The sequence below is a fragment of the Runella sp. SP2 genome, from assembly GCF_003711225.1.
Classification (GTDB): domain Bacteria; phylum Bacteroidota; class Bacteroidia; order Cytophagales; family Spirosomataceae; genus Runella.
On the sequence record NZ_CP031030.1, the window covers coordinates 1,169,839 to 1,191,261 of the forward strand.

General features: G+C 44.7%; 17 protein-coding genes. 13 read left to right on the top strand and 4 right to left on the bottom strand.

From position 1 onward, the window contains the following. Positions 1–60 precede the first annotated feature (60 nt). From DTQ70_RS04915 to DTQ70_RS04965, 11 genes are all read left to right on the top strand, one after another. Positions 61–1,458: an L-fucose/L-arabinose isomerase family protein gene (locus DTQ70_RS04915; protein ID WP_122929774.1), complete on the top strand. Its 1,398-nt coding sequence runs from the start codon at positions 61–63 to the stop codon at positions 1,456–1,458. 66 nt (positions 1,459–1,524) lie between these two features. Then, entirely contained in the window at positions 1,525–1,950 is a 426-nt protein-coding gene (locus DTQ70_RS04920) for a GxxExxY protein (protein WP_229600073.1), read from the top strand. A gap of 95 nt (positions 1,951–2,045) precedes the next feature. Beyond that, complete coding sequence (locus tag DTQ70_RS04925; protein WP_122929775.1) at positions 2,046–2,855, top strand: transketolase; 810 nt, start codon at positions 2,046–2,048, stop codon at positions 2,853–2,855. Positions 2,856–2,907: 52 nt separating this feature from the next. Next, positions 2,908–3,888 carry a transketolase family protein gene (locus DTQ70_RS04930; RefSeq protein ID WP_122929776.1) on the top strand — a complete coding sequence of 327 codons (981 nt, stop codon included), beginning with the start codon at positions 2,908–2,910 and terminating at the stop codon, positions 3,886–3,888. After that, positions 3,885–5,282, top strand: a complete 1,398-nt coding sequence (locus DTQ70_RS04935) for a DUF1593 domain-containing protein (RefSeq protein ID WP_122929777.1) — start codon at positions 3,885–3,887, stop codon at positions 5,280–5,282. Before DTQ70_RS04930 ends, DTQ70_RS04935 begins: the two co-directional genes overlap by 4 nt. An 11-nt stretch (positions 5,283–5,293) precedes the next feature. Then, positions 5,294–6,340: a D-ribose ABC transporter substrate-binding protein gene (locus DTQ70_RS04940; RefSeq protein ID WP_310588020.1), complete on the top strand. Its 1,047-nt coding sequence runs from the start codon at positions 5,294–5,296 to the stop codon at positions 6,338–6,340. After that, the gene (locus tag DTQ70_RS04945; RefSeq protein ID WP_229600074.1) at positions 6,321–6,950 is read left to right on the top strand and encodes a DUF2291 domain-containing protein; all 630 of its coding nucleotides are present in this window, start codon (positions 6,321–6,323) and stop codon (positions 6,948–6,950) included. The genes DTQ70_RS04940 and DTQ70_RS04945 overlap by 20 nt, the downstream gene beginning before the upstream one ends. A 20-nt stretch (positions 6,951–6,970) precedes the next feature. Further along, on the top strand, positions 6,971–8,476 hold the full coding sequence (locus DTQ70_RS04950) for a sugar ABC transporter ATP-binding protein (protein WP_122929780.1): 1,506 nt from the start codon (positions 6,971–6,973) through the stop codon (positions 8,474–8,476). A 176-nt stretch (positions 8,477–8,652) separates the two neighbouring features. After that, positions 8,653–9,636, top strand: a complete 984-nt coding sequence (locus DTQ70_RS04955) for an ABC transporter permease (protein ID WP_122934275.1) — start codon at positions 8,653–8,655, stop codon at positions 9,634–9,636. After that, the gene (locus DTQ70_RS04960) at positions 9,626–11,143 is read left to right on the top strand and encodes a glycerol kinase GlpK (RefSeq protein ID WP_122929781.1); all 1,518 of its coding nucleotides are present in this window, start codon (positions 9,626–9,628) and stop codon (positions 11,141–11,143) included. Before DTQ70_RS04955 ends, DTQ70_RS04960 begins: the two co-directional genes overlap by 11 nt. Then, entirely contained in the window at positions 11,140–12,174 is a 1,035-nt protein-coding gene (locus DTQ70_RS04965; RefSeq protein WP_122934276.1) for a GntR family transcriptional regulator, read from the top strand. Before DTQ70_RS04960 ends, DTQ70_RS04965 begins: the two co-directional genes overlap by 4 nt. Before the next feature lies 1 nt (position 12,175). On the opposite strand, the gene DTQ70_RS04970 is transcribed toward DTQ70_RS04965, so the two are convergent. The 3 genes from DTQ70_RS04970 to DTQ70_RS04980 all read right to left on the bottom strand — a co-directional run bounded on the left by DTQ70_RS04970 (position 12,176) and on the right by DTQ70_RS04980 (position 17,673). Further along, complete coding sequence (locus DTQ70_RS04970; protein WP_122929782.1) at positions 12,176–14,068, bottom strand: U32 family peptidase; 1,893 nt, start codon at positions 14,066–14,068, stop codon at positions 12,176–12,178. Between the two features lie 206 nt (positions 14,069–14,274). Further along, entirely contained in the window at positions 14,275–14,928 is a 654-nt protein-coding gene (locus DTQ70_RS04975) for a calcium-binding protein (protein WP_122929783.1), read from the bottom strand. Positions 14,929–15,240: 312 nt separating this feature from the next. Next, positions 15,241–17,673 (bottom strand): ATP-binding protein, encoded by a 2,433-nt coding sequence (locus tag DTQ70_RS04980; RefSeq protein WP_122929784.1) that lies wholly within the window; start codon positions 17,671–17,673, stop codon positions 15,241–15,243. Positions 17,674–17,730: 57 nt separating this feature from the next. On the opposite strand from DTQ70_RS04980, the gene DTQ70_RS04985 reads away from it, so the two are divergent. After that, positions 17,731–18,786 (top strand): CBASS cGAMP-activated phospholipase, encoded by a 1,056-nt coding sequence (locus DTQ70_RS04985; RefSeq protein WP_122929785.1) that lies wholly within the window; start codon positions 17,731–17,733, stop codon positions 18,784–18,786. Between the two features lie 11 nt (positions 18,787–18,797). After that, positions 18,798–19,742, top strand: coding sequence for a caspase family protein (locus DTQ70_RS04990; RefSeq protein WP_122929786.1), 945 nt, complete (start codon positions 18,798–18,800; stop codon positions 19,740–19,742). A 25-nt stretch (positions 19,743–19,767) separates the two neighbouring features. On the opposite strand, the gene DTQ70_RS04995 is transcribed toward DTQ70_RS04990, so the two are convergent. Continuing rightward, positions 19,768–21,405 (bottom strand): leucine-rich repeat domain-containing protein, encoded by a 1,638-nt coding sequence (locus DTQ70_RS04995; protein WP_122929787.1) that lies wholly within the window; start codon positions 21,403–21,405, stop codon positions 19,768–19,770. Between the last annotated feature and the right edge of the window lie 18 nt (positions 21,406–21,423).

Consider the following 21,423-nt stretch of genomic DNA (forward strand, 5'->3'; position numbering starts at 1 on the left):
CAAGATAATTAAGAAGGGCTTCAGCCCTGACAAACCTCATTTAAAAAGAATTGATAGAAAATGGCAAGTATTGGTATCATCATCGGAAACAGGGATTTTTTTCCAGATAGTTTGGTAGAAAAGGCAAGAACCGAAATCATCGATGTTTTTGCGAAGTTGAAACTTACCCCTATCCTTTTGGACAGCAACGACACCAAACTGGGCGGAGTAGAGACGTTTAAAGAAGCCCAAAAATGTGCCGATTTGTTCAAAGCTCACCGCGAAGAAATCAGCGGAATTTTGGTCCTTTTACCCAACTTCGGTGATGAAAAAGGCGTGGCAGATACGCTGAAATTAGCCAACCTGAACGTTCCTGTGTTGGTTCAAGCCTACCCCGATGAGTTGAGCAAAATGAACGTCGTCAATCGCCGCGATTCGTGGTGCGGGAAGATTTCGGTTTGCAATAACTTATACCAATACGGCATCAAATACACCCTTACCAGTCAGCACGTTAGCTCACCTTCTTCGGCGGAGTTTCAGAAAGATTTGACGGATTTTGTGGCCGTTTGTCGCGTGGTAAAAGGGTTGAAAAATGTGCGTATCGGTGCCATTGGCGCACGACCTGGGGCGTTTAATACGGTACGATATTCCGAAAAAATCCTTCAACGAAACGGCATTACGGTAACGACCTTCGACCTTTCGGAGATTCTCGGTCGGGCCAATAAATTGACGGCCGATAGTGCCGTCGTAAAACAACATTTAGAATCCATCAATGCCTACGCGCCCAAAGGAAAAACGCCGAATGAAGCAATGCTCCAAATTGCGAAACTAGACGTAGTATTGAAGGAAATCATGGAAGAAAACGCCCTCGACGCCACCGCCATTCAGTGCTGGACGAGTTTGCAACAAAACTACGGTTGCAACGTCTGCACAAGCATGAGTATCATGAGCGAAAACATGCTTCCAAGTGCGTGTGAGGTGGACGTGACGGGGACGTTGAGCATGTACGCCATGCAGTTGGCGTCGGGCTCACCGAGTGCGTTGGTGGATTGGAACAACAACTACGCCGACGATGAAAACAAGTGCGTGCTCTTCCACTGTGGCAACTGGGCGAAGTCGTTTTTGCCTGATATTCAGATAAGTAATGCGCCGATTTTGGGTACTTCGGTAGGGGTTGAAAATACCTACGGTGCTTTGGATGGCCGTACGCCCGCCATGCCGCTGACCTACGGGCGTATCAGCACCGACGACCCGAAGGGCATCATCAAAGCGTACATCGGTGAAGGTGATTTAACCAACGACCCACTTACGACATTTGGAAACCGTGCCGTAGCTCAAATTCCTGATTTGCAAGGACTCATGAAATACGTTTGTCGCAATGGCTTTGAGCACCACGTCGTGATGAACGCCTCAAAAACAGCGGACATTCTAAAAGAAGCGCTGGAGAATTACATGGGTTGGGAGGTATATCAGCATTAAAAAATGGGTGCCTGAATTTGCATTTATCTGCGTACAAAAATGGGGACGCAGATAAACGCAGATTCTATGAAACGCAGATTGTCGCAGATTATGGTTGAGGACGGCAAACATAAGGAGTTGACAGAACAAATCATTAAGGCTTTTTACAAGGTTTATAACGAGTTGGGACATGGTTTTTTAGAAAAAGTCTATCAAAACTCGCTGTACATCGAATTAAAAAGGATGGGACTTAATGTAGAACCTCAGAAGCAAATAAAAGTATATTACCAGGGCTTTGAGGTAGGGGAATATTATCCAGATATGATTGTAAATGAATCTGTTATACTTGAATTAAAGGCGGCGGAAGCTATTGTTGTAGAATTTGAAAATCAAGTACTTAATTATTTAAGAACTACTAATATAGAAGTTGGTTTGCTTTTGAATTTTGGGGTAAAGCCCGAAGTGAGGCGAAAAGTATTTGCTAATACAAACAAGAAATTAAAATCAGCGTAAATCTGCGTTATTTATATCTGCGTCATCTGCGTACCAAAAAGGGTTCAGATGACACAGGTTCTTTCAGAAATACAGATTTTCAGGGATAAAATAGCATGGAAAATCTTAAAGAAAAATCACGAGAATACCGCCGTAACATCCTCAAATACATTTACAAAGCCAAGGCGGGGCATACGGGAGGGTCGTTGTCGTGCATTGATATTCTCAATGTGTTGTACAACGAAGTGCTCAATGTTTCGCCCGAAACGTTCACTTCGCCCGACCGCGACCGCTATATTCAGAGCAAAGGGCACTGTGTGGAAGCGTTGTTTGTGGTGCTGGCCGATAAAGGTTTTTTCCCAGAGTCCGACCTTGAAACGCTTTGTAAATACCAGTCGCACTATATTGGACATCCTACGCGAAAAGTAAATGGAGTGGAGCAAAATACGGGGGCGTTGGGGCATGGCCTTCCGATGAGTGCGGGTGTGGCTTTGGCGGCAAAAATGGATAACCGCGATTATCGCGTCTTTACATTGATGGGCGACGGCGAGCTACCCGAAGGCTCCAACTGGGAAGCGGCACTTACCGCAGCGCATTATAAATTGGATAACCTCTGTGCGATTGTGGATTTGAACGGTTTGCAAATTACGGGGCCGACCAAAGACGTGTGTAATACCGAACCTTTGGACAAAAAATTTGAGAGCTTTGGCTGGGCGGTGCGCCATGTGGACGGCAACGATGTGGTTGCCCTAAAAGAAGCTTTTGACGCTTTGCCATTTGAAAAGGGAAAGCCGAGCGTGATTATTGCCCATACGGTGAAAGGCAAAGGAGTGAGTTTTATGGAAAATGACCTTAAATGGCACCACGGCGTCCCAACCGAAGAGCAATATAAAATAGCGATGCAGGAACTAAGCACAGCCCCCTAACCCCCAATGGGGGAATTCTGTAACGGGTAGCATAAAATATTGATTAAATAAAATGGGTAATGAAATACTAAAAGCCCCCATTGGGGGTACGGGGGCTGCCAATCAAGACGTGTTTTCCGCAACACTCCAAGAATTGGCCGCGACCGACCGCAACATCGTGGTCGTTACCAGCGATTCGCGCGGTTCGGGGAAATTGGTGCCGTTTGGTAAAAAATACCCCGCGCAAATTGTCGAAGTAGGGATTGCCGAACAAAACTTAGTAGGCATGGCAGCGGGATTGGCCTCGGCAGGAAAAAAAGTATTTGCCGTGTCTCCTGCTTGTTTTTTAACCGCACGAGCGCTGGAACAAATCAAAAACGACGTGGCCTACTCCAATAACCCCGTGAAACTCATCGGAATCAGCGCGGGAGTGAGTTACGGAGCGTTGGGTTCGACGCACCATAGTTTGCACGATTTTGCAGTGCTTCGTGCCATTCATAACATGACGATTGTTGTCCCCGCCGATAGCTTTGAAACCACTCAGGCAGTACAGCAAGTAGCCGCATCGGAGCAGCCGTATTACCTGCGTTTTGGCAAGAAACCCATGCCTTTGTTGGACGAGACAGGCGAAACAACTTTCCAAATCGGCAAAGGACGCGTAATTCGACGGGGGAGCGACGTGGCCATTATTGCCAATGGCGAAACGGTGTTTCCCGCCCTGCAAGCCGCCCGAAAATTAGCGACTGAAAATGGAATCGAAGCCACGGTAGTAAGTATGCACACCATCAAGCCTTTGGATGAAAAATTATTGTCCGAACTTGCTCTTGAATGTAAAGCCATCCTGACCGTAGAAGAACATAGCGTGAATGGAGGTTTGGGTGAAGCGTGCGCGTCGTGGTTGCTGAAAAATCGTTACCACAAACCGTTTGATATTCTCGGCATCCCCGACGAATACACCGTTACGGGCTCACAAGTGGAAATTTTGAATCATTACGGAATTTCGGAAAGTGGGATTGCCTCACGAGTAAAAACACTCCTAAACACCTTGACATGAAACGCCTTTTGTTATTTCTAACCCTGTCGCTTACTCTGCAACTCTACGCTCAATCACCCGAAAAAAGGCGTGTATTGGTGCTGACCGACATCGAAAACGAACCCGACGACACTGAGTCGATGGTGCGGTTTTTGGTTTATTCCAATCAATGGGACATTGAGGGCATCGTCGCCACGACCTCCGTTCATCAGCGCGAACGTGTCGCTCCCGAAAGCATTCGGAAGATTGTCAATGCCTACGACAAAGTGCGTAGCAACCTGCTTTTGCACGAAAAAGGTTTTCCCGAAACCAGCTATTTGTTGAGCATTATCAAATCAGGCCTGCCTAAATTTGGCATGGAAGCCATTGGCGAAGGGAAAGATTCGGAAGGCTCCGAATGGATTATTCGTCAGGCCGATAAAGCCGATCCGCGCCCGTTGTGGATACCCGTTTGGGGCGGTGCCAATTGCCTCGCGCAAGCCCTTTGGAAAGTAAAAATGACCCGCACGCCCGACGAAGTGGCTAAGTTTGTGGCCAAACTTCGGGTTTATACCATTTCCGACCAAGACGACACGGGGCCGTGGATTCGCAAAAACTTCCCGCAGTTGTTTTACATCGCGAGTCCAGGGTTTCACGCCAACGGAGCGTACCACTATTCTACGTGGACGGGCATCAGCGGCGATAAATTTCACGGACGTTTTTCAGGAGGTAACTTTAGCATTGTTGATAATCCCTGGTTGGAGCAACACATCCGCAAAAACCACGGGCCGTTGGGCGAGGAATACCCTGCCGTGAAGTTTTTGATGGAAGGCGATACCCCTACGTTTTTATACTTAATGGAAAACGGCCTAAGCGACCCCGAGCATCCCAATTGGGGCAACTGGGGCGGGCGTTATGAGTTTTATACCCCACGTACCCAAAAATGGTTTTACGAACCCGAAACCCGCCCGATGTGGGCCGATGCCGTGGACGAAGTGTTGGGCGCTGATAGCGTTTACCATACAGGAAATCAAGCCACGATTTGGCGCTGGCGCGAGGCGTATCAGTACGATTTTGCGGCCCGAATGGACTGGTGCGTAAAGCCTTACAAAGAAGCAAATCACCCGCCCGTGGCGAAATTGGGCCATGCCAACTTGCTCAAAGCAAAAAGTGGCGAAAAAGTACAATTGAGCGCCCAAGGCAGCACCGACCCCGACGGCAATAGTTTGCGTTATGATTGGATGTATTATGCCGAACCTGGCACGTACGGAAACAAAAATGGCATTCAGCTCACCGACCGCAAGAAAGCGGAGACATCGTTTGTCGCTCCCAAAGTGACCCAACCCGAAACTATCCATATTGTGTTGGCTGTCACTGATAATGGCACGCCTGCCCTGACGCGTTATCAACGGGTAATTGTGACTGTTTTTCCTTAAACAATGAGTGTATGTTTCATCAGAAAAAAATAACGAGCGTCATCCAGCAAGTAAGCCTCCGTGTTACTCCGTGCCAAACTCCGAGAAACTCTGTGTCCGAAAAAAGTACTGCATGGCTTATGCTTCGATTAGGGGGCTTTTTTCTGTTTCTGCTACTTGTGGGTTGTTCGGAGAAAAAAGATTCAAACGCCCCGAAAAAGATGGCGATTATCATTTCGACCCTCAACAATCCTTGGTTTGTGTTTTTGGCCGACAATGCCGCCGCCAAAGCCAAAGAATTGGGCTACGAAACCAAAATTTTTGATTCTCAAAACAACACGGCGTTAGAATCCGACCACTTTGAAAATGCGTTGGTGTCGGGGTACAGTGCCGTTTTGTTTAACCCCACGGATGCCGAAGGCTCGGTCGTAAATGTGCGCAAAGCCAAAGCCGCGGGCGTTCCTGTGTTTTGTATGGATCGTGAAATCAACGCCACCGATGCCGCTACATCACAAATTTTGTCGGATAGCTATTCGGGCTGTGTAGAATTGGCCAAGCTTTTTGTGCAACAAACCAATAAAAAAGGCACGTACGTCGAGCTGCTTGGACTGGTGGGCGACAACAATACGTGGGCGCGTTCACAAGGGTTTCACAGCGTGGTTGACAACTATCCAAGCCTCAAAATGGTGGCGCAACAAAGTGCCGATTTTGACCGAAATAAAGCCATGGACGTCATGGAGTCGATTTTACAGGCGAATCCCAACATTGACGCCGTTTTTTGTGGCAACGACGCCATGGCGATGGGAGCCTACCAAGCCCTTGCGGCAGCGGGAAAAGCCAGCAAAGTAAAAGTATTTGGCTTTGACGGGGCCGATGACGTGGTTTCGGCCATTAAGGACGGAAAAATCGTGGCGACGGGGATGCAGTTTCCGAAAGTAATGGCCCAAACGGCTGCCATTTATGCCGACGAATATTTGAAAGGCAAACGTGAATTTGCCCAAAAACTACCCGTAGCTGTGGAATTAGTCACCAAAAAGAACATCGAAAACTATGCCGCTTTTGGAAAAAAAGAACAATAAAACTTCTGTCTGGCTCAAGTACGGAATTGGGAGCGTAGTGTTGCTACTTTTGGCATACAATTCGGTGTATTTTAGGAAGTTGGACGAAGTGAAAGCCGAGGCTTCGGGGAAGTTTGATGCCGCCGCTTTTGCCAAAACTTTTTTGGAAAAACAGCTTACGCCAAAACTGGCTACCGCTCCTGATATTGACGAACTCACAACCTTGCTTTCGACCGATAAAAACAAGGCGTTTGATACTTATTCGCACGCGACGGCGATTGGTAACATCCGTTATTTTTTGGTGAAAGGTCAAGGAACCATTACCAAAATCAACGAAAACGACCTGACGATTCAGACCCCAAAACAGCAGTTGACGCTTGCCATGGAGTTTATTTACGGCAATGCTTTGCGGGATGCCTCTGGGGAGTTTGACATTACAAAATTTACCAAAACGGCCGACATCAACAACGTCTCGTCCGAACTCAATAAACTCATTCGGGCGTCGGTGGTATTTCCGTTTCGTCCCAAAGCCAAAGTAGGGGATACCGTACAGTTTGCGGGAGCGATTGCACTCAATAAAGAACACCTGAATTTGGCTGAGATTGAAGTTGTCCCTGCGTCGTTAAAATAAATTACCGCAATAGGTTTTATATGTTAGTTGCCGAAAACATTACCAAGCGATTTTCGGGCGTCACGGCCCTCGACAACGTTTGCCTCGAACTCCACGAGGGCAAAGTCAATGCTATTTTGGGGGAAAATGGCGCGGGAAAGTCCACGTTGATGAAAATCCTTTCGGGCGTCTATCCAACCTATGAAGGGCAACTTCTGTGGAACGGACGTCCCGTTCGCTTTTCAAGTACCAAAGAAGCCCAAGAAGCAGGAATCGCCATCATTCACCAAGAACTTAACCTGATTCCGTACCTGAGCATCACGGAAAACATTTTTTTGGGACAAGAAATTGAGACGATTTGGGGGACGTTGGACAAGAAAAAAATGCGCCAGACGACCACGGAGTTGCTCCAAAAACTCAAACTCGACGTTGCTCCTGAAACAAAAATTAATGAGTTGAAAGTAGGGCAACAGCAATTGGTTGAAATTGCCAAAGCGCTCTTGCTCAACCCTCAAGTGATTATCATGGACGAACCCACCTCGGCCATTACCGACCAAGAAGTGGAGACGTTGTTTGACATCATCAATGAGTTGAAGCAAGAAAATAAAACCATTGCCTACATTTCGCACAAGCTCGACGAGCTGTTTCGGATTGCTGACCGCTACATTGTGCTGCGCGATGGTAAGTCGATTGAGTCGGGCGAAATGGCAGGGATGAACCACGATCAATTGATTCAAAAAATGGTAGGGAGGGAGATTTTTGTGCATCAAAAACCTCCGTTGTCGGTGTCTCAAGATGAGTTGTTGGGTGTACAAGATTTTTCGCTCAAGCGCGCAGCTAAACGCCCTGAACGGGTGCTTGATAACCTGTCGTTTACGCTCAAACGGGGCGAAATTTTGGGCATTTTTGGCTTGATGGGAGCGGGGAGAACGGAGCTTTTTGAGGCACTTTTTGGCCTATATCCTTCCTTGACCACGGGTACGGTGCGAATTGAGGGCAAAGAAGTAAAAATTACCTCGCCCGTTGAGTCCGTAAAAGCAGGATTGGCGTTGGTACCCGAAGACCGAAAACGAGACGGCATTGTGCCCATCATGAACGTACAGCAAAACATCAGCTTGGCGTCGTTGGCATACCATGTCGAGAAAAATGGCGTACTGAACACCCAAGCCGAGACGCAATTGGCGACCAAGTATATTCAAGAATTAGGAATAAAAACCTCGTCGTCGGGGCAATTGATTAAAAACCTCAGCGGCGGAAACCAACAGAAGGCGATTTTGGGAAAATGGTTGGCCACGCATCCCAAAATTTTGCTTCTCGACGAGCCCACGCGCGGCATTGACGTACACGCCAAAAGCGAGATTTATAAGTTGATACTTCAGTTGGCGGCGTCGGGATTGGGGATTTTGATGGTTTCCTCTGAACTCCCCGAAATTTTTGCGGTTTCGGACCGCGTTTTAGTGCTGTCAGAAGGAACATTGACTCTGGAAACGTCCATCGAAAACGCCACCGAAGACAAACTTTTAAAAGCAGCCATTTCGAAGAAATAAAGTGTACAGAGTGACCACATAGCTCACCTAGATTTTTCACATAGAAAACAAAGTTTTTTTCTCTATTTTCTATGTGTTTATTCTATTGAGTTCTATGTGTTTTAGAATGAATGTCATTAAATCTTACATTTATTCATACACCCAAGAAATAAGTGGAGAGTCACAAAAGAAAAAATATGCAAACGACCCTTGAAACTCAAAAACAGCGTTTATCCAAGCTACAACCCCTGATTGCACTCTTTGTGTTGTGCCTCATCATCGGGTTGTTGTCCGACAAATTTTTTACAGTTTCTAATTTTTGGAACGTCCTTCGCCAAATCTCCGTCAACATTTGCTTGTCGGTGGGCATGACCCTCGTGGTGCTAATGGCAGGAATTGACCTGTCGGTGGGTTCGGTTTTGGCCTTGTGCGGGGCGATTACAGCGGGTTTGTTTAAAATGGGCATCGAACTGCATTCTCAAAATCTTTACATTGGATTCACACTTTTGGGGGCTTCGTTAGCGGGAGTTCTGACGGGCGCGTTGTTAGGGTTTTTCAACGGTTTTGTCATTACCCGCTTCAAAGTCCCCTCTTTTGTGGCTACGTTGGCCATGTTGACCGTCGCTCGCGGTCTTACCATGCTTTGGACCAAAGGCTTTCCCATCAGTGGCTTGGGCGAGCAGTTTGCCTACATGGGAACGGGCTGGTTTTTAGGTGTCCCCGTTCCTGTTTGGATCAGCGCGGGGGTGGTGGCGTTGGCGGTTTTTTTATCGGACAAAACCAAGTTAGGACGCTACATCTACGCCATCGGCGGCAACGAAAATGCTTCGCTTTTGTCGGGAATTAACATTAATAAAGTCAAAATCATTGTTTATACCATTGCGGGAGGGCTAGCGGCGGTAGGCGGACTCATGGTAACTTCGCGCCTCGATTCGGCTCAACCCAACGCAGGAACGGGCTACGAACTGGACTCAATTGCGGCGGTGGTCATTGGCGGCACATCGCTTTCGGGCGGAAAAGGAAGCATTTGGGGAACGGTGCTGGGCGCTATCATTATCGGTGTGTTGAACAACGGATTGGTGTTGCTCAACGTCTCACCTTTTTGGCAGCAGGTGGTCAAAGGCTTCGTGATTTTGTTGGCCGTCATTATTGATAAAGCAAATTCCAAAAATGAAAGATAGTATATTAACTCCCCCATTGGGGGGTGGGGGGCTTATTCTCTCCATCGACCAAGGCACGAGTAGTACCAAAACGTTGATTTTTGACGCAGCAGGAAACGCCGTTGCACGGGCGTCAGAACCATTAAAAACGCATTATTTTGGCGAAGGTTTTGCTGAGCAAGACCCCGAAGAAATCTATCAAAACGTGCTCACTTCAGTGCGGAAGTGCGTGGCGGAGTTTATATCAAAAGGGGGCGAACCGTCTGAGATTCAGTCGGTGGGCATTTCAAACCAACGCGAAACGTTTGTGCTTTGGGATGAAAACGGACAGCCGCTGCATAATGCCGTGATATGGCAATGTAAACGCTCCGTGCAAGTTTGTGAATCACTGAAAAACAAAGGGTTAGAAGAAGATGTGCGCGCGAAAACGGGGTTGATTATTGACCCTTATTTTTCGGGAACAAAAGTAATGTGGCTCAACAAAAACGTGGAAATCGTCAAAACCGCTATCATCGAAGGGCGTGCGCATTTTGGAACGGTCGATACGTGGCTGTTGTTCAAACTCACCCAAGGGCGACAGTTTTTGACGGATTATACCAATGCTTCTCGCACGTTATTTTTTAACTTAGATACCCTTGCGTGGGATGCCGAGCTGCTGGAAGCATTTGGACTTGCTAACCTCCGTTTGCCCGAAGCTAAACCCTCGGCATTTGCGTTCGGTAGCTCCGATTTTGAAGGACTTTTCGACACTCCCGTAGCCATTACCGCCATGATAGGCGACAGCCACGCGGCGGCGTTCGGGGAAGGTTGTTTTTCATCGGGGACGGCCAAAGCTACCTTGGGAACAGGCTGTTCGATTTTGATGAACGTGGGCAGCGAGCGTAAAAACTCGACCCAAGGAATGATGACGACGGTTTGTTGGAGCGTAGAAGGACGAGTAGATTATGCCTTAGAAGGCGTTATTGTAACGTGCGGTGCAACCATCGAATGGCTCAAAAACGAACTGGGATTGATACAAGACAGTCGCGAAACTGAGGCCATGGCACGGGCGGTAGAAAACAACGGCGGGGTGTATCTTGTGCCAGCGTTTAGCGGTTTGGGCGCTCCCCATTGGAACATGAAACGCAAAGCGTCGATTACGGGCTTGACGTTTGGGAGTTCCAAAAACCACATCGTTCGGGCGGCGTTGGAGTCGATTCCGTACCAAATTAAGGACATTATTTCGGCGATGGAATCGGATACCGAAGTTGATTTAAAAGAGTTGATGGTGGACGGAGGAATGACTTCCAACGGTTTTGTGGTTCAATTTTTGGCCGATTTGTTGGCAAAACCCGTCGCTACCATCGGTCTTGCCGACGTTTCGGCCTTGGGAGCAGCCTATTTGTCGGGCCTTGGGAGTGGGCTTTGGGCGTCGATAGAGGAAATTGCGCAGTTGCACAGCAATAAAACGTACCTTGAACCCAATTTTGATAATCTTACCATTGTAGGGGATTATGAAGGTTGGTTGACCAACGTAAAAATGCAATGAAAAAAAGACCTTTAACCGAACTCATTTCCGTAGATTGTCACTCGGCAACGCCTAAATATTTACAAGTAGCCAATTCCATTTTGACAGCTATTAGCAAAGGTGAATTGGAAAAGGACGAGATTTTGCCTTCAATCAACGAGCTGAGTTTTGAATCGGATATTTCGCGCGATACGGCCGAAAAAGGGTACAAGTACCTCAAAAAAATTGGGATGCTTGACTCCGTTCCTGGCAAAGGATATTTTGTCAAAAGCACGGTGATTCATCCGCATCCAAAGATTTTTTTGTTGGTCAATAAACTGAACGCGCACAAAAAACTGATTTACGATGCCTTGGTGTCGTCGTTGGGAGAGCGCGTTACGATTGATTTTTACATTTATAACAACGACTTCAATTATTTCAAAAAACTCCTCCAAACTAATAGCCACGACTACACGCATTACGTCATCATTCCGCACTTTACGGAGGGGGGAGAGAAAGCCCACGAAGTCATCAATGATACCATTCCGCGCGAGAAGGTGATTGTTGTAGATAAGCCGATTTCGGGAATAAAGGGGAAGTACGGTTCGGTGTGCCAAAACTTTGAAAAGGATATTTACAACGCCCTCGAACAAGCGTTAGAAGCCTTGTCGAAGTACCAAAAAATCAACATTATTTTCCCACAAGAATCCCACCATCCCAAAGAAATATTGGAAGGCTTGTCGCTGTTTTGCCATCAGTATTCCTTTGATTTTGAGGTAATAAGCGGTATTGTGAATGAGCCGATTCGGGCGGGAGAAGTGTATATCAGTATTACCGAGAACGACCTGATTGTGCTGGTTGAGAAGGCGTTGGCCTCCAAGCTAAAAGTAGGGCAAGAGGTGGGCATCATTTCTTACAACGAGACCCCCCTCAAGCGCATTATCCTCGACGGAATTACGACCATTTCGGCCGATTTTGAGTTGATGGGACAAAAAACCGCTGAGCTGATTCTCAACAATTCCAAGGAATACATTGAGGTGCCGTTTTATCTCACACTCAGGGCTTCCTTGTGATTTACCATTTTTCAATATAGCCCAATTGTTGGTCTTCGTCCTCGTATTCCAACTCGGCATCTTTTTCCCAAATTTCCATTTCGCAGGGCTTGCAATTAAACCGCAATTTGTATTCCACTTCGCCGTGTTTTAGGGTGAGCGGCTCGGTCAATTTTTCGCCCATGGTCGCCCGTTGGAACCGCGCACATTTGCCCAACTCATACTTGACGCAGTACTTGGTGGTCATCACCCGCGATTTGCCTGGATCCCATTGTAATTCAAACGCCTTTTCGATTTCCGTCACGCCATGACGTTGGTAAAACTCCCGCGCCATGTGATTGGCCACATTGTACATGAAGTCAAGCTTTTGAACGGGGTAGGGGTGGGTCGTTTTTTCGATTTGAAACGTTTCGCGGTGGTAATCTCGCACCCGAATCTCGGCCAATTCTTCAAGCACCTCGCGGCGGATTTCGTTGACTTTTGACGTAGGTAAAAACCAGTTTTGGCTAAACGCTACTTCCATCGTGTCCACTTCAAAAGGCGTATTACCCGTTTTTGCTAAGTTCTTTTTGATGTTCGGAATCACCGATTCTTCCGTTCGCGCTAGTTCTTTGGCGATGGTGAGCGTCGAGCTGTGTTGGTGTCCGTCTTCGTCGATGGCGAGTAGCTGAAAGCCCTCGGCGGTTTCAGAAAAATACAACGAAACGCCAATTTTGCGCACCGCACTGTTTTCTTTTTCCACCATTTTATTGAATTCCGCATCCGAATTTCGATAAATGACCGTTCCCACAGGAAGTGGTTTAAAGGTGTTTGGAATGACGAGGTTATTGAAAATGACGTTGATTTGAACCCCGTCGGCCACGCCTTCTTCGTTGATAAAGTAGAGGCCGTCGCCGTTGTTGAGTTCTTCAAAATTCTCAATCACGTAGCCCTTTCCTTTGATTTCCAACAGTTTACCAATGTACTGCCCTTGCGATTTCGGGCTTTCCCACGAGCCAATCTTTTCCTTTCTTTTATTGACAAAATAATCGGTATAACCTCGGTTGAAACTTCGGTCCATTTGCGGTTCAAAGTTGTAGAACGTGCGGCCCGAAGAGGCTTTTTCGTACTTGTCGCCGTTTTCGGCCAAAAATGCGTCTAATTTTTGACGCAAAAACGACGTGTTATTTTTTACATAAACGATGTCTTTCAAACGACCTTCGATTTTGAAGGAAGTGATACCCGCTTCAATCAAATTGGGCAGTTGGTCACTCAAATCCAAGTCTTTGATGGACAACAAATGGCTGTTGGAAATCAACGTTTCTCCCTTTCCGTCAATGAGTTGGTAGGGTAAGCGGCAGTTTTGGGCGCAAGAACCACGGTTGGCACTTCGCTCGCCATTGGCCACGCTCATGTAGCAGTTGCCGCTGAACGACACGCACAACGCCCCCGACACAAAGAACTCCAATTCGATGTCGGTAGCCTCGTGGATTTCGCGGATTTGGTCCAAGTTGAGTTCTCTGGCCAATACGGCGCGTTTCATGCCTGCATCGGCCAAAAATTTGACGTGCTTGGCGTCGCGGTTGTTGGCCTGCGTACTGGCGTGAATCACGATAGGTGGCAAATCCATTTCCAAGATGGCCATGTCTTGGATGATGAGTGCATCCACGCCAATTTTGTACAATTCGTGAATCAGTTTTTGGCAAGTGGCCAGTTCTTCGTCGTACAAAATGGTATTGATAACGACAAACACCTTTGCCTTAAAAAGGTGGGCGTAGCGCACCATGTCAGCAATGTCCTCGACCGAGTTGGTGGCGTTGGTTCGGGCTCCAAACTGCGGTGCGCCAATATATACAGCATCTGCCCCTGCATTGATAGCGGCCATTCCTTGGTACAGGTTTTTGGCAGGAGCAAGAATCTCAACTTTCTTTTTCATCTCAATATCTATCCGTTGTAAGAATGGAGTGCAAAATTAGGGAATTTTGAGGAGAAGGCCATCGGTGAGTTTGCAGGCACGTTTTGAGTTATACTTCGCTCAAACACCATCTAATAAGTACGTTTAAGCGAAATATACAATCTTATATTTCGCTTAAACTATACAAAACAAGTGCGTTTGAGCGAAGTATCCCATATTTGTGCCGATTAGTGATTAGCAAACCAAACGATATAGTCCTCCAAAGCCTCTGTTTTTTTACTACTTTCGAGAACTTTCAAGTCGCAGAGGGGCACTTGCAGCCAACGTTTTTGGTAAATAGCCGAACCAATCAGCCCGTAATGGTCGTCAGCATCCGCAAAACCGTTGATTAAAATTTCTGCTCCGAAGCGAAGGTTTCGGTTTGAATTGCCGATGTACTGGGCTTTTACGGGTAGCTCGACATTGTTTTCTAAGTATTCGAACCAATGTTCTATGAGGGCGAAGTCATGTTCACAGGCATCCTCGATAGCTTGAATACGTTTTCCCTGTTCTCCCAAGTCTGCCCAGCTATTTTCAGATTCTAATGCCTGAACAACCTCGTTGCTATCTTGCGGATTGTCTCGCGCTTCGACCAACTCCACTTCATCTGCAAGTAGGGTCATTTCTGCAAAATCCAAGCCGTCGCGGATGCTTTCTTCCACAAACTGCTTGGGCATAGCGCGGAGGGTCAGGCTGTCCCAAGCGATGGTGACCAAAACTTCAGCGGCGTTAGAAGCGTTTATTTCGATGATGCGCCCCTGCCAGTTTGCGAGGTCAAATTGCTCGTTTTCAGGGTCTTTGACACCAGATTTTGCTTTTACAGAGTCGTTGATTCTCAGCATATTGCATGTATATATCTTGAAAAAGGTCTGATATAGTAAGTTTATCAGTTGCACATAAATTCCAGTGTATTAGTAGTTTACATCGCTTCGGCGAAGCGTAACCTTTGTAGAGTAGAGAAATCCGTTCATAAAGTTTGAATCCTTTTGCTTCGGAGAAGCATAACAAAGCAATAGGCTATGCTTCCGCACGGACAACCTCGTCCGAAGCAAAAAATAAAAAAAACTCCTGCTACTACTACAAATGTTGCGCCTCTACCGAGGCTACTTTGGATTACTCTAGGAGTTTTGCTTTACTACTTAATCCTGAGTTACTCAATCCAATGATTTTATATCCTGTTGCACCACCTCCAAAAACTGCCGAAACTGCCCATACTGAGGGGCATCTCTGACCAACTCACTCCAAAGTTTTTCTGCTTCTTGAAAATAAGCTTTGGCTTCTTTATTATCTTTTTTGGCCTTGTTAGTTTCCGCCAATTTCGCATACGAAATGGCCAAGCCGTTTTTGAAATTCACATTTTGCGGATAGAATTCGTGCAGTTCTTCAAACAACTTTGACATTTCTTCAAAAAAAGTCAATGCCTTAGGCAAATTGCCCAAAGCTGTGTGTGTCGAGCCAAGTTTGGAGTATGAAACGGCCAAGCCGTTTTTAAAATCCACATTTTGCGGATAGGATTCGTGCAGTTTTTTTATTGTCTGATTTGCTTTTTCATCAAAAGTCAAAGCCTTCGGCAAATTGCCCAAAGCCCCGTGTGTATCGCCGAGTCTTGCATACGAAATGGCTAAGCTGTTTTTGAAAGACACATTCTGCGGATAGGCGGAATAGAGTTCTTTTGATAATTCAATGTCTTTTTCAAAAAAAGACAAAGCCTTGTCCAAATTGCCCAAGCTACTGAGCGTTTCGCCGAGTTTTTCATACGAAATCGCTAAGCCGTTTTTGAAAGCAATATGCTGGGGATAAGAGGCGTAGAGTTCTTCAAATATTTTTATTTCATCCTCAAAGTACCGCAACGCGATATCCAAATTACCCAAGCTGCTATGCGTCTCTCCGAGTTTAGAGTACGAAATCGCCAAGCCATTTTTGAAAGACACTTGCTGGGGATAGGCGGAGTAGAGTTCTTTTGCCATACTGGAAGCATCTTCAAAAAATCCCAACGCCTTGTCCAAATTGCCCAAGCTGCTGTACATCTCGCCGAATTTTGCATACGAAATTGCCAAGCCGTTTTTGAAATGGGCATTATGGGGGTCAGCAGCACACAACGCAGTTTGAATATCAACCATTTTTTGGTAAGATTGCAACATCATGTACAAATTGCCTGTGTCTTTGTGATAATCGCCGATATTTTGGCATAAAGTAGCTACATCGTCATCAAAAGGCAAGGTATAAATCACCAGAGCGCCTAATCGGGCAAATACAGCAGCCTGTTGGTAGTTGTCGGTGTGGCGGTTGTCATTGTCCAGTCCTGTTATTAAGGTATTGACTAAAGTTCGGCAGTCATTGAGCAAACGTTCGGCATTTTTACTGCGTGTCACTTCTTGAATAACAGGGCTGATTTTAAAGGTATTGTCAGTTTTTCGGTATTCAAGCCAACCTTTTTCCTCCAGACTGCTGAGGGGAGTTTCTAAAGCTTCTTCATTAGCATTGAGCAAGGCAGCGAGCAGGGTGTAGGCAATATTTTCGGCAGGTAGCACCGCAAAATTGCTCAGTATGTAACACTCCGCGTCGTTCAACGAGGATAAATCGTACATGGCAGCGATGATGTCTTTGGGCTCGGCTTCGCGCAGAATGTTGCTGCCATAGACTACCGCTACCGTTTTGTTTTTGAGTGCCAGCAAACCCTTTGCCTGTAAATCGTGCAACAAATCCGCCAATGTATATCGTACCGAAAAACGATTGAACACTGCCATATTTTTAGCCAACACTTCCGTCACCAGCGTATTGTAGCCCACTGCTTTCAAAAGGTCGTGCAGCATTGGCAGGTCGGTATCGGGCAGTGCTGGATAGTAATATTTGAACAACGTCACGGCTTCTGTTTCAGTCAAAGGCAAGACTTTGTGCACTTTCATATTCGCAACTTGACTCACCCGCGAAGCCAGCAGGATATGGCAGTTGGGGAATTGGTGGAGCGTGGTGTAATATTTTTTCAAATCAGTAGCGTTATTGGCATTGTCGAATACCAACAAGCAGGGTGTGTCCAAATTATTGATTGCCTCCGTAATACGGCGAATTTGCGCATCAAAATCATCATTTTTCTCAAAATCTACGCCCAAAGCGTTTTTCAGCGTCACCAAAGCCGCCCCAATACCCACATCGGCATAGAGCCAAGCTAAGTGTTTGTAGCGGTCTGCGTGGGCATACCAATACTTTGCCGCCAACGTGGTTTTGCCAATACCGCCTTCGCCATTCACCAAAACAAGCAGGCGGTTATGGTCTTGGTATTGGGCTTCAATAGTTTTTAAGTCGTTTTCTCTGCCGATGAATAGGTAGGTGTTGAAGGGTGGGTTGGTGAGCAGGCGGGGGATTTTATTGGTAATTGCACCAAAGTTTGCCTCGTTAATGTTTTCAATATTATAAATTTTATCAGCCGACTGAATATGTTGAATTTGAAGGCTTTGCATCAATTTTTTTATTTCAGCCAAATCCTTTTTGACCTCCATCAGTTCACCATTGATGTTGATGGTCAAAGTACTATCTGTTACCGATTGAATGACAATGTTTTGATCGCCTTGAATATGGCTGGTATTCATACTTAAAGTTTCAATTTTGTTGCTATCTTTGACTTCAGTGACTAAAAAACCAATAGGATGAAATCTAAACTCAAAATCTTGTCTATTGACGGTGGAGGGATAAGAGGCGTTATCCCCTGCACCATTTTAAAGTTTATAGAGAGCCAATTAGGTGGTAACCTCTGCGAAACCTTCGATTTGATAGCGGGTACCTCTACTGGCGGTATTATTACGCTTGGTTTAACTACTCAAAAACCAAACGATAGTTACCCATACTATGCCGAAGAAATGCTCGACCTCTACAAAAGTAATGGAAATCAGATTTTTGCAAAAAGAGGTAAGGACGTTTTGTCGGTGTTGGGGGCTATTTTTCAAGGACTTCCTGAGGAAATGACAGCCAACCCCTACGATAGCGAAAACTTAGAAAAACTACTCGACAAGTATTTTAAGAATGCTACACTTAGTGAGACTAAGACCAATGCACTGATAACGACCTATGACATAACCGAAGGAAAACCCTTTATTTTTTCAACTCGATTGGCTAAGAACCACGACACCGAACAAACCAAAGAGAATTTTTTGATTCGTGATATAGCTCGTTCCACTTCGGCGGCACCAACTTATTTTAAGCCTAACCTACTCACGGGCAAAGGCACCGAGGATTTTGCCTTTGTGGATGGTGGCGTTTTTGCCAATAATCCAGCGATTTTGGCCTACGCCGAAGCCAAAGAATTATGGAAAACAAGGAGTACCTTAGCATTTGATGCCGTAGTGACAGCTACCGACGACGACCTGCCATTTTATATGCTCTCTATCGGAACAGGCACGCACCGACAACGGTTTTCGGGGCAAGATGCGCAAAAGTGGCGGACTGCCAAATGGCTACAGCCGCTCTTGACGAGTGTGTTTATGCAGAGTGTGGCCGAAAGTACGCATTATGCCATGCAACATTTGCTTCCTGATTGGACTGACGGAACACCCAGGTACCAGCGCATAAACATCGAAATACCCGAAGAAAACACTGCCATGGACGATGCCTCATCCGACAATATTGATACATTGTGCGAGATTGCCGAAAAATATGTAAAAGATAATGAGGCGCAGCTTTTGAAAATTTGTGAGTTACTACGATAATCCATTGAAAGATGAAAAATCATGCACTCCTCATAGGTGTAGGCCAACGCCAAGATGATACCCCCGCTATGGCGGTGACCGCCGCCGATGCCAAACGAGTAGCCTGCGAACTGTTTAAAAGAGATATTGTTCCGTATGACAATATCCTTACTTTGACAGATAGTAATGCTACAAAAGTGAAGATTTTGGAGGGTATTGATAGTTTGGTGACCAAGACAAAAACTGACAAAGCCGATCTTGTTTGGGTTTATTTTTCGGGGCATGGGTACAAACAAACAAGTCCAGAGGGTACTGATAAACATTTTTTGATTGCCCATGATACCCTTGCTGCCGATGTAGAAAACACGGCCTTGCTGGGAGCTGATTTTATTGATCGCATTAACAAAATAAAAGCCGAGAAAATACTGTTGCTCTTGGATTGCTGCCATGCAGGCGGTATCTCAAAAAGCAGAAAAAGTAGAATCCCTTTTGACGAAAAAGCGTTTTTGTCTCATGCCAACCGAGTTGTTATTTCTTCTTCTCATGCTAATAAAGAATCTTTTACCAGCAAACCGCTGAGTGTATTTACTTATGTATTAATTAATGGACTAGCAGGAGCCTATTTTGAAGAAAATGACAAAGATGTTACAGTTTTTGATTTGGCTATGTACCTTAGAGAGACTGTTTATCCATTAACAAAAAGGCATCAAAGACCTCAACTGAATGTTTTTGAGAACACAGGTACCAAGAACTTTATACTTTGTACCTACCCTAACGGAAAACCACAAAACCCCGTGTTTGATAGTGCATTTAGACTAACCGATAGCAGTGGCAAAAGCATAGAGTTGGTACCAAAAGAGACTGACAAGGCTTACCGAAAAAAATACAAATGGTTTTCATCCATCAAAGGAAATGAAAATATTGTAATGCAGGGCGCAAAAAAATCAACCATAATCATTAATATCAATAAAAAGTAAGGCCACCAAATCTAGTTTGGGGCTATCAAAAAGTGATTTCACAGTTAGGCAATAGCTTTTTTATTTTTTCTTGTTCTGGTTTAGAAAAGTTGTTCTGATTTTTATCCCCAAGATTGCCTAAATCTAATTTTTTCAAATTTTTAAGCGAAAAGATGACATCGGGTAGAATTGTTAAACCCAAGTTATTTAGACTCAATTCTTCTATATTGGTCATGGTTTTTAACCTTGGGTTGATGTCAGCTACGGAGAGAGGGTTTCTACCAATGCTTAAATTTTTTATGTTTTTTAAATGCTCTAAACCTTCTAATTTCTGGATTTGATTACTTGAAATATTGAAATTTTGTAAAGACTTTAAACTATCTAAGCCTTCTAATTTACAGACATAATTACCTAAAATACCGAAAGCTTGTAAAGACTTTAAATTGTCTAAGCCTTCTAATTTTTGGATTTGATTTAATGAAATATTGAAAGTTTGTAAAGACTTTAAATTGTCTAAGCCTTCTAATTTCTGGATTTGATTTAATGAAATATTGAAAGTTTGTAAAGACTTTAAACTGTCTAAACCTTCTAATTTTTGGATTTGATTTAATGAAATATTGAAAGTTTGTAAAGACTTTAAATTGTCTAAGCCTTCTAATTTCTGGATTTGATTTAATGAAATATTGAAAGTTTGTAAAGACTTTAAACTGTCTAAACCTTCTAATTTCTGGATTTGATTACTTGAAATATCGAAAGTTTGTAAAGACTTTAAATTATCTAAACCTCCCAATGCTATTATCCTATTCAATTCACAGTTAAAATAAACCAAATTTAATAAACTATCTAAGTTTTCCAATTGTTCAATTTTGTTTTGGGATAGGTTCAAATACAGCAAATTTACCAAAAACTTTATACCTTCGGGTATCTGCTTTAATTGATTACCATTTAGCAATAAGACTTTTAGTTGCGAATGTTGAAATACTAGCGGGTCGATTTCTTCAACGTTTCTATCACTTAAGTCTAACGCAGTTATTCCTGATTCTAACTGTAACTTAAGTATGTCAGTTGCTAATTTATATTCAGTTCCATTTGTATCAATCAAATAATAATTGCCGAATCTTTTGACTTTTGCAAGTCCCATTTGATTAAAAGGCAAAGCTTCCTCATATTTAAAATCAATCTTAATGTTTAAATATTTATCAATAAAACCGTATTTTTTTTTATCTCCATCATAAGCTAAACCAAATTTGCCTTTGTAAAAATAGATTTTATCTAAAACGTCTTGGGCTTTTTGTCGTGCGCTGTTGACTTCATTTAGGGCGGTTTCGGTTTCTGTTTTGGCATTTTCTGTTTCGGTAGCTCGTCGTTGTGCTACTACTTTAGCACTATCAGCCTCTTTTCTAGCTCGAATAGCCGTATTTTTATCTTTTTCTGCCCTTATTTTTAAAGCATTGATTGCATCAAAAGCTTTTACAATTTTGCTACGTGCTTCATCTGCCTTTGCAGGGCAGTGTATCATGGCATTAGAAAATGCCTCAATGACTGTTTTAAAATCGGCTTTATCACCTTTTTTTAGTTCTGCTTCGCCTCTTTCGATATAGGTTTTATAAAAAGGACAATCCGCTTGCGCTCGTAACACAAAAGGTAACAAGAGAAAATAGCCATATAAAAATATACTTTTCATTGTCTATTGGTTGTTATT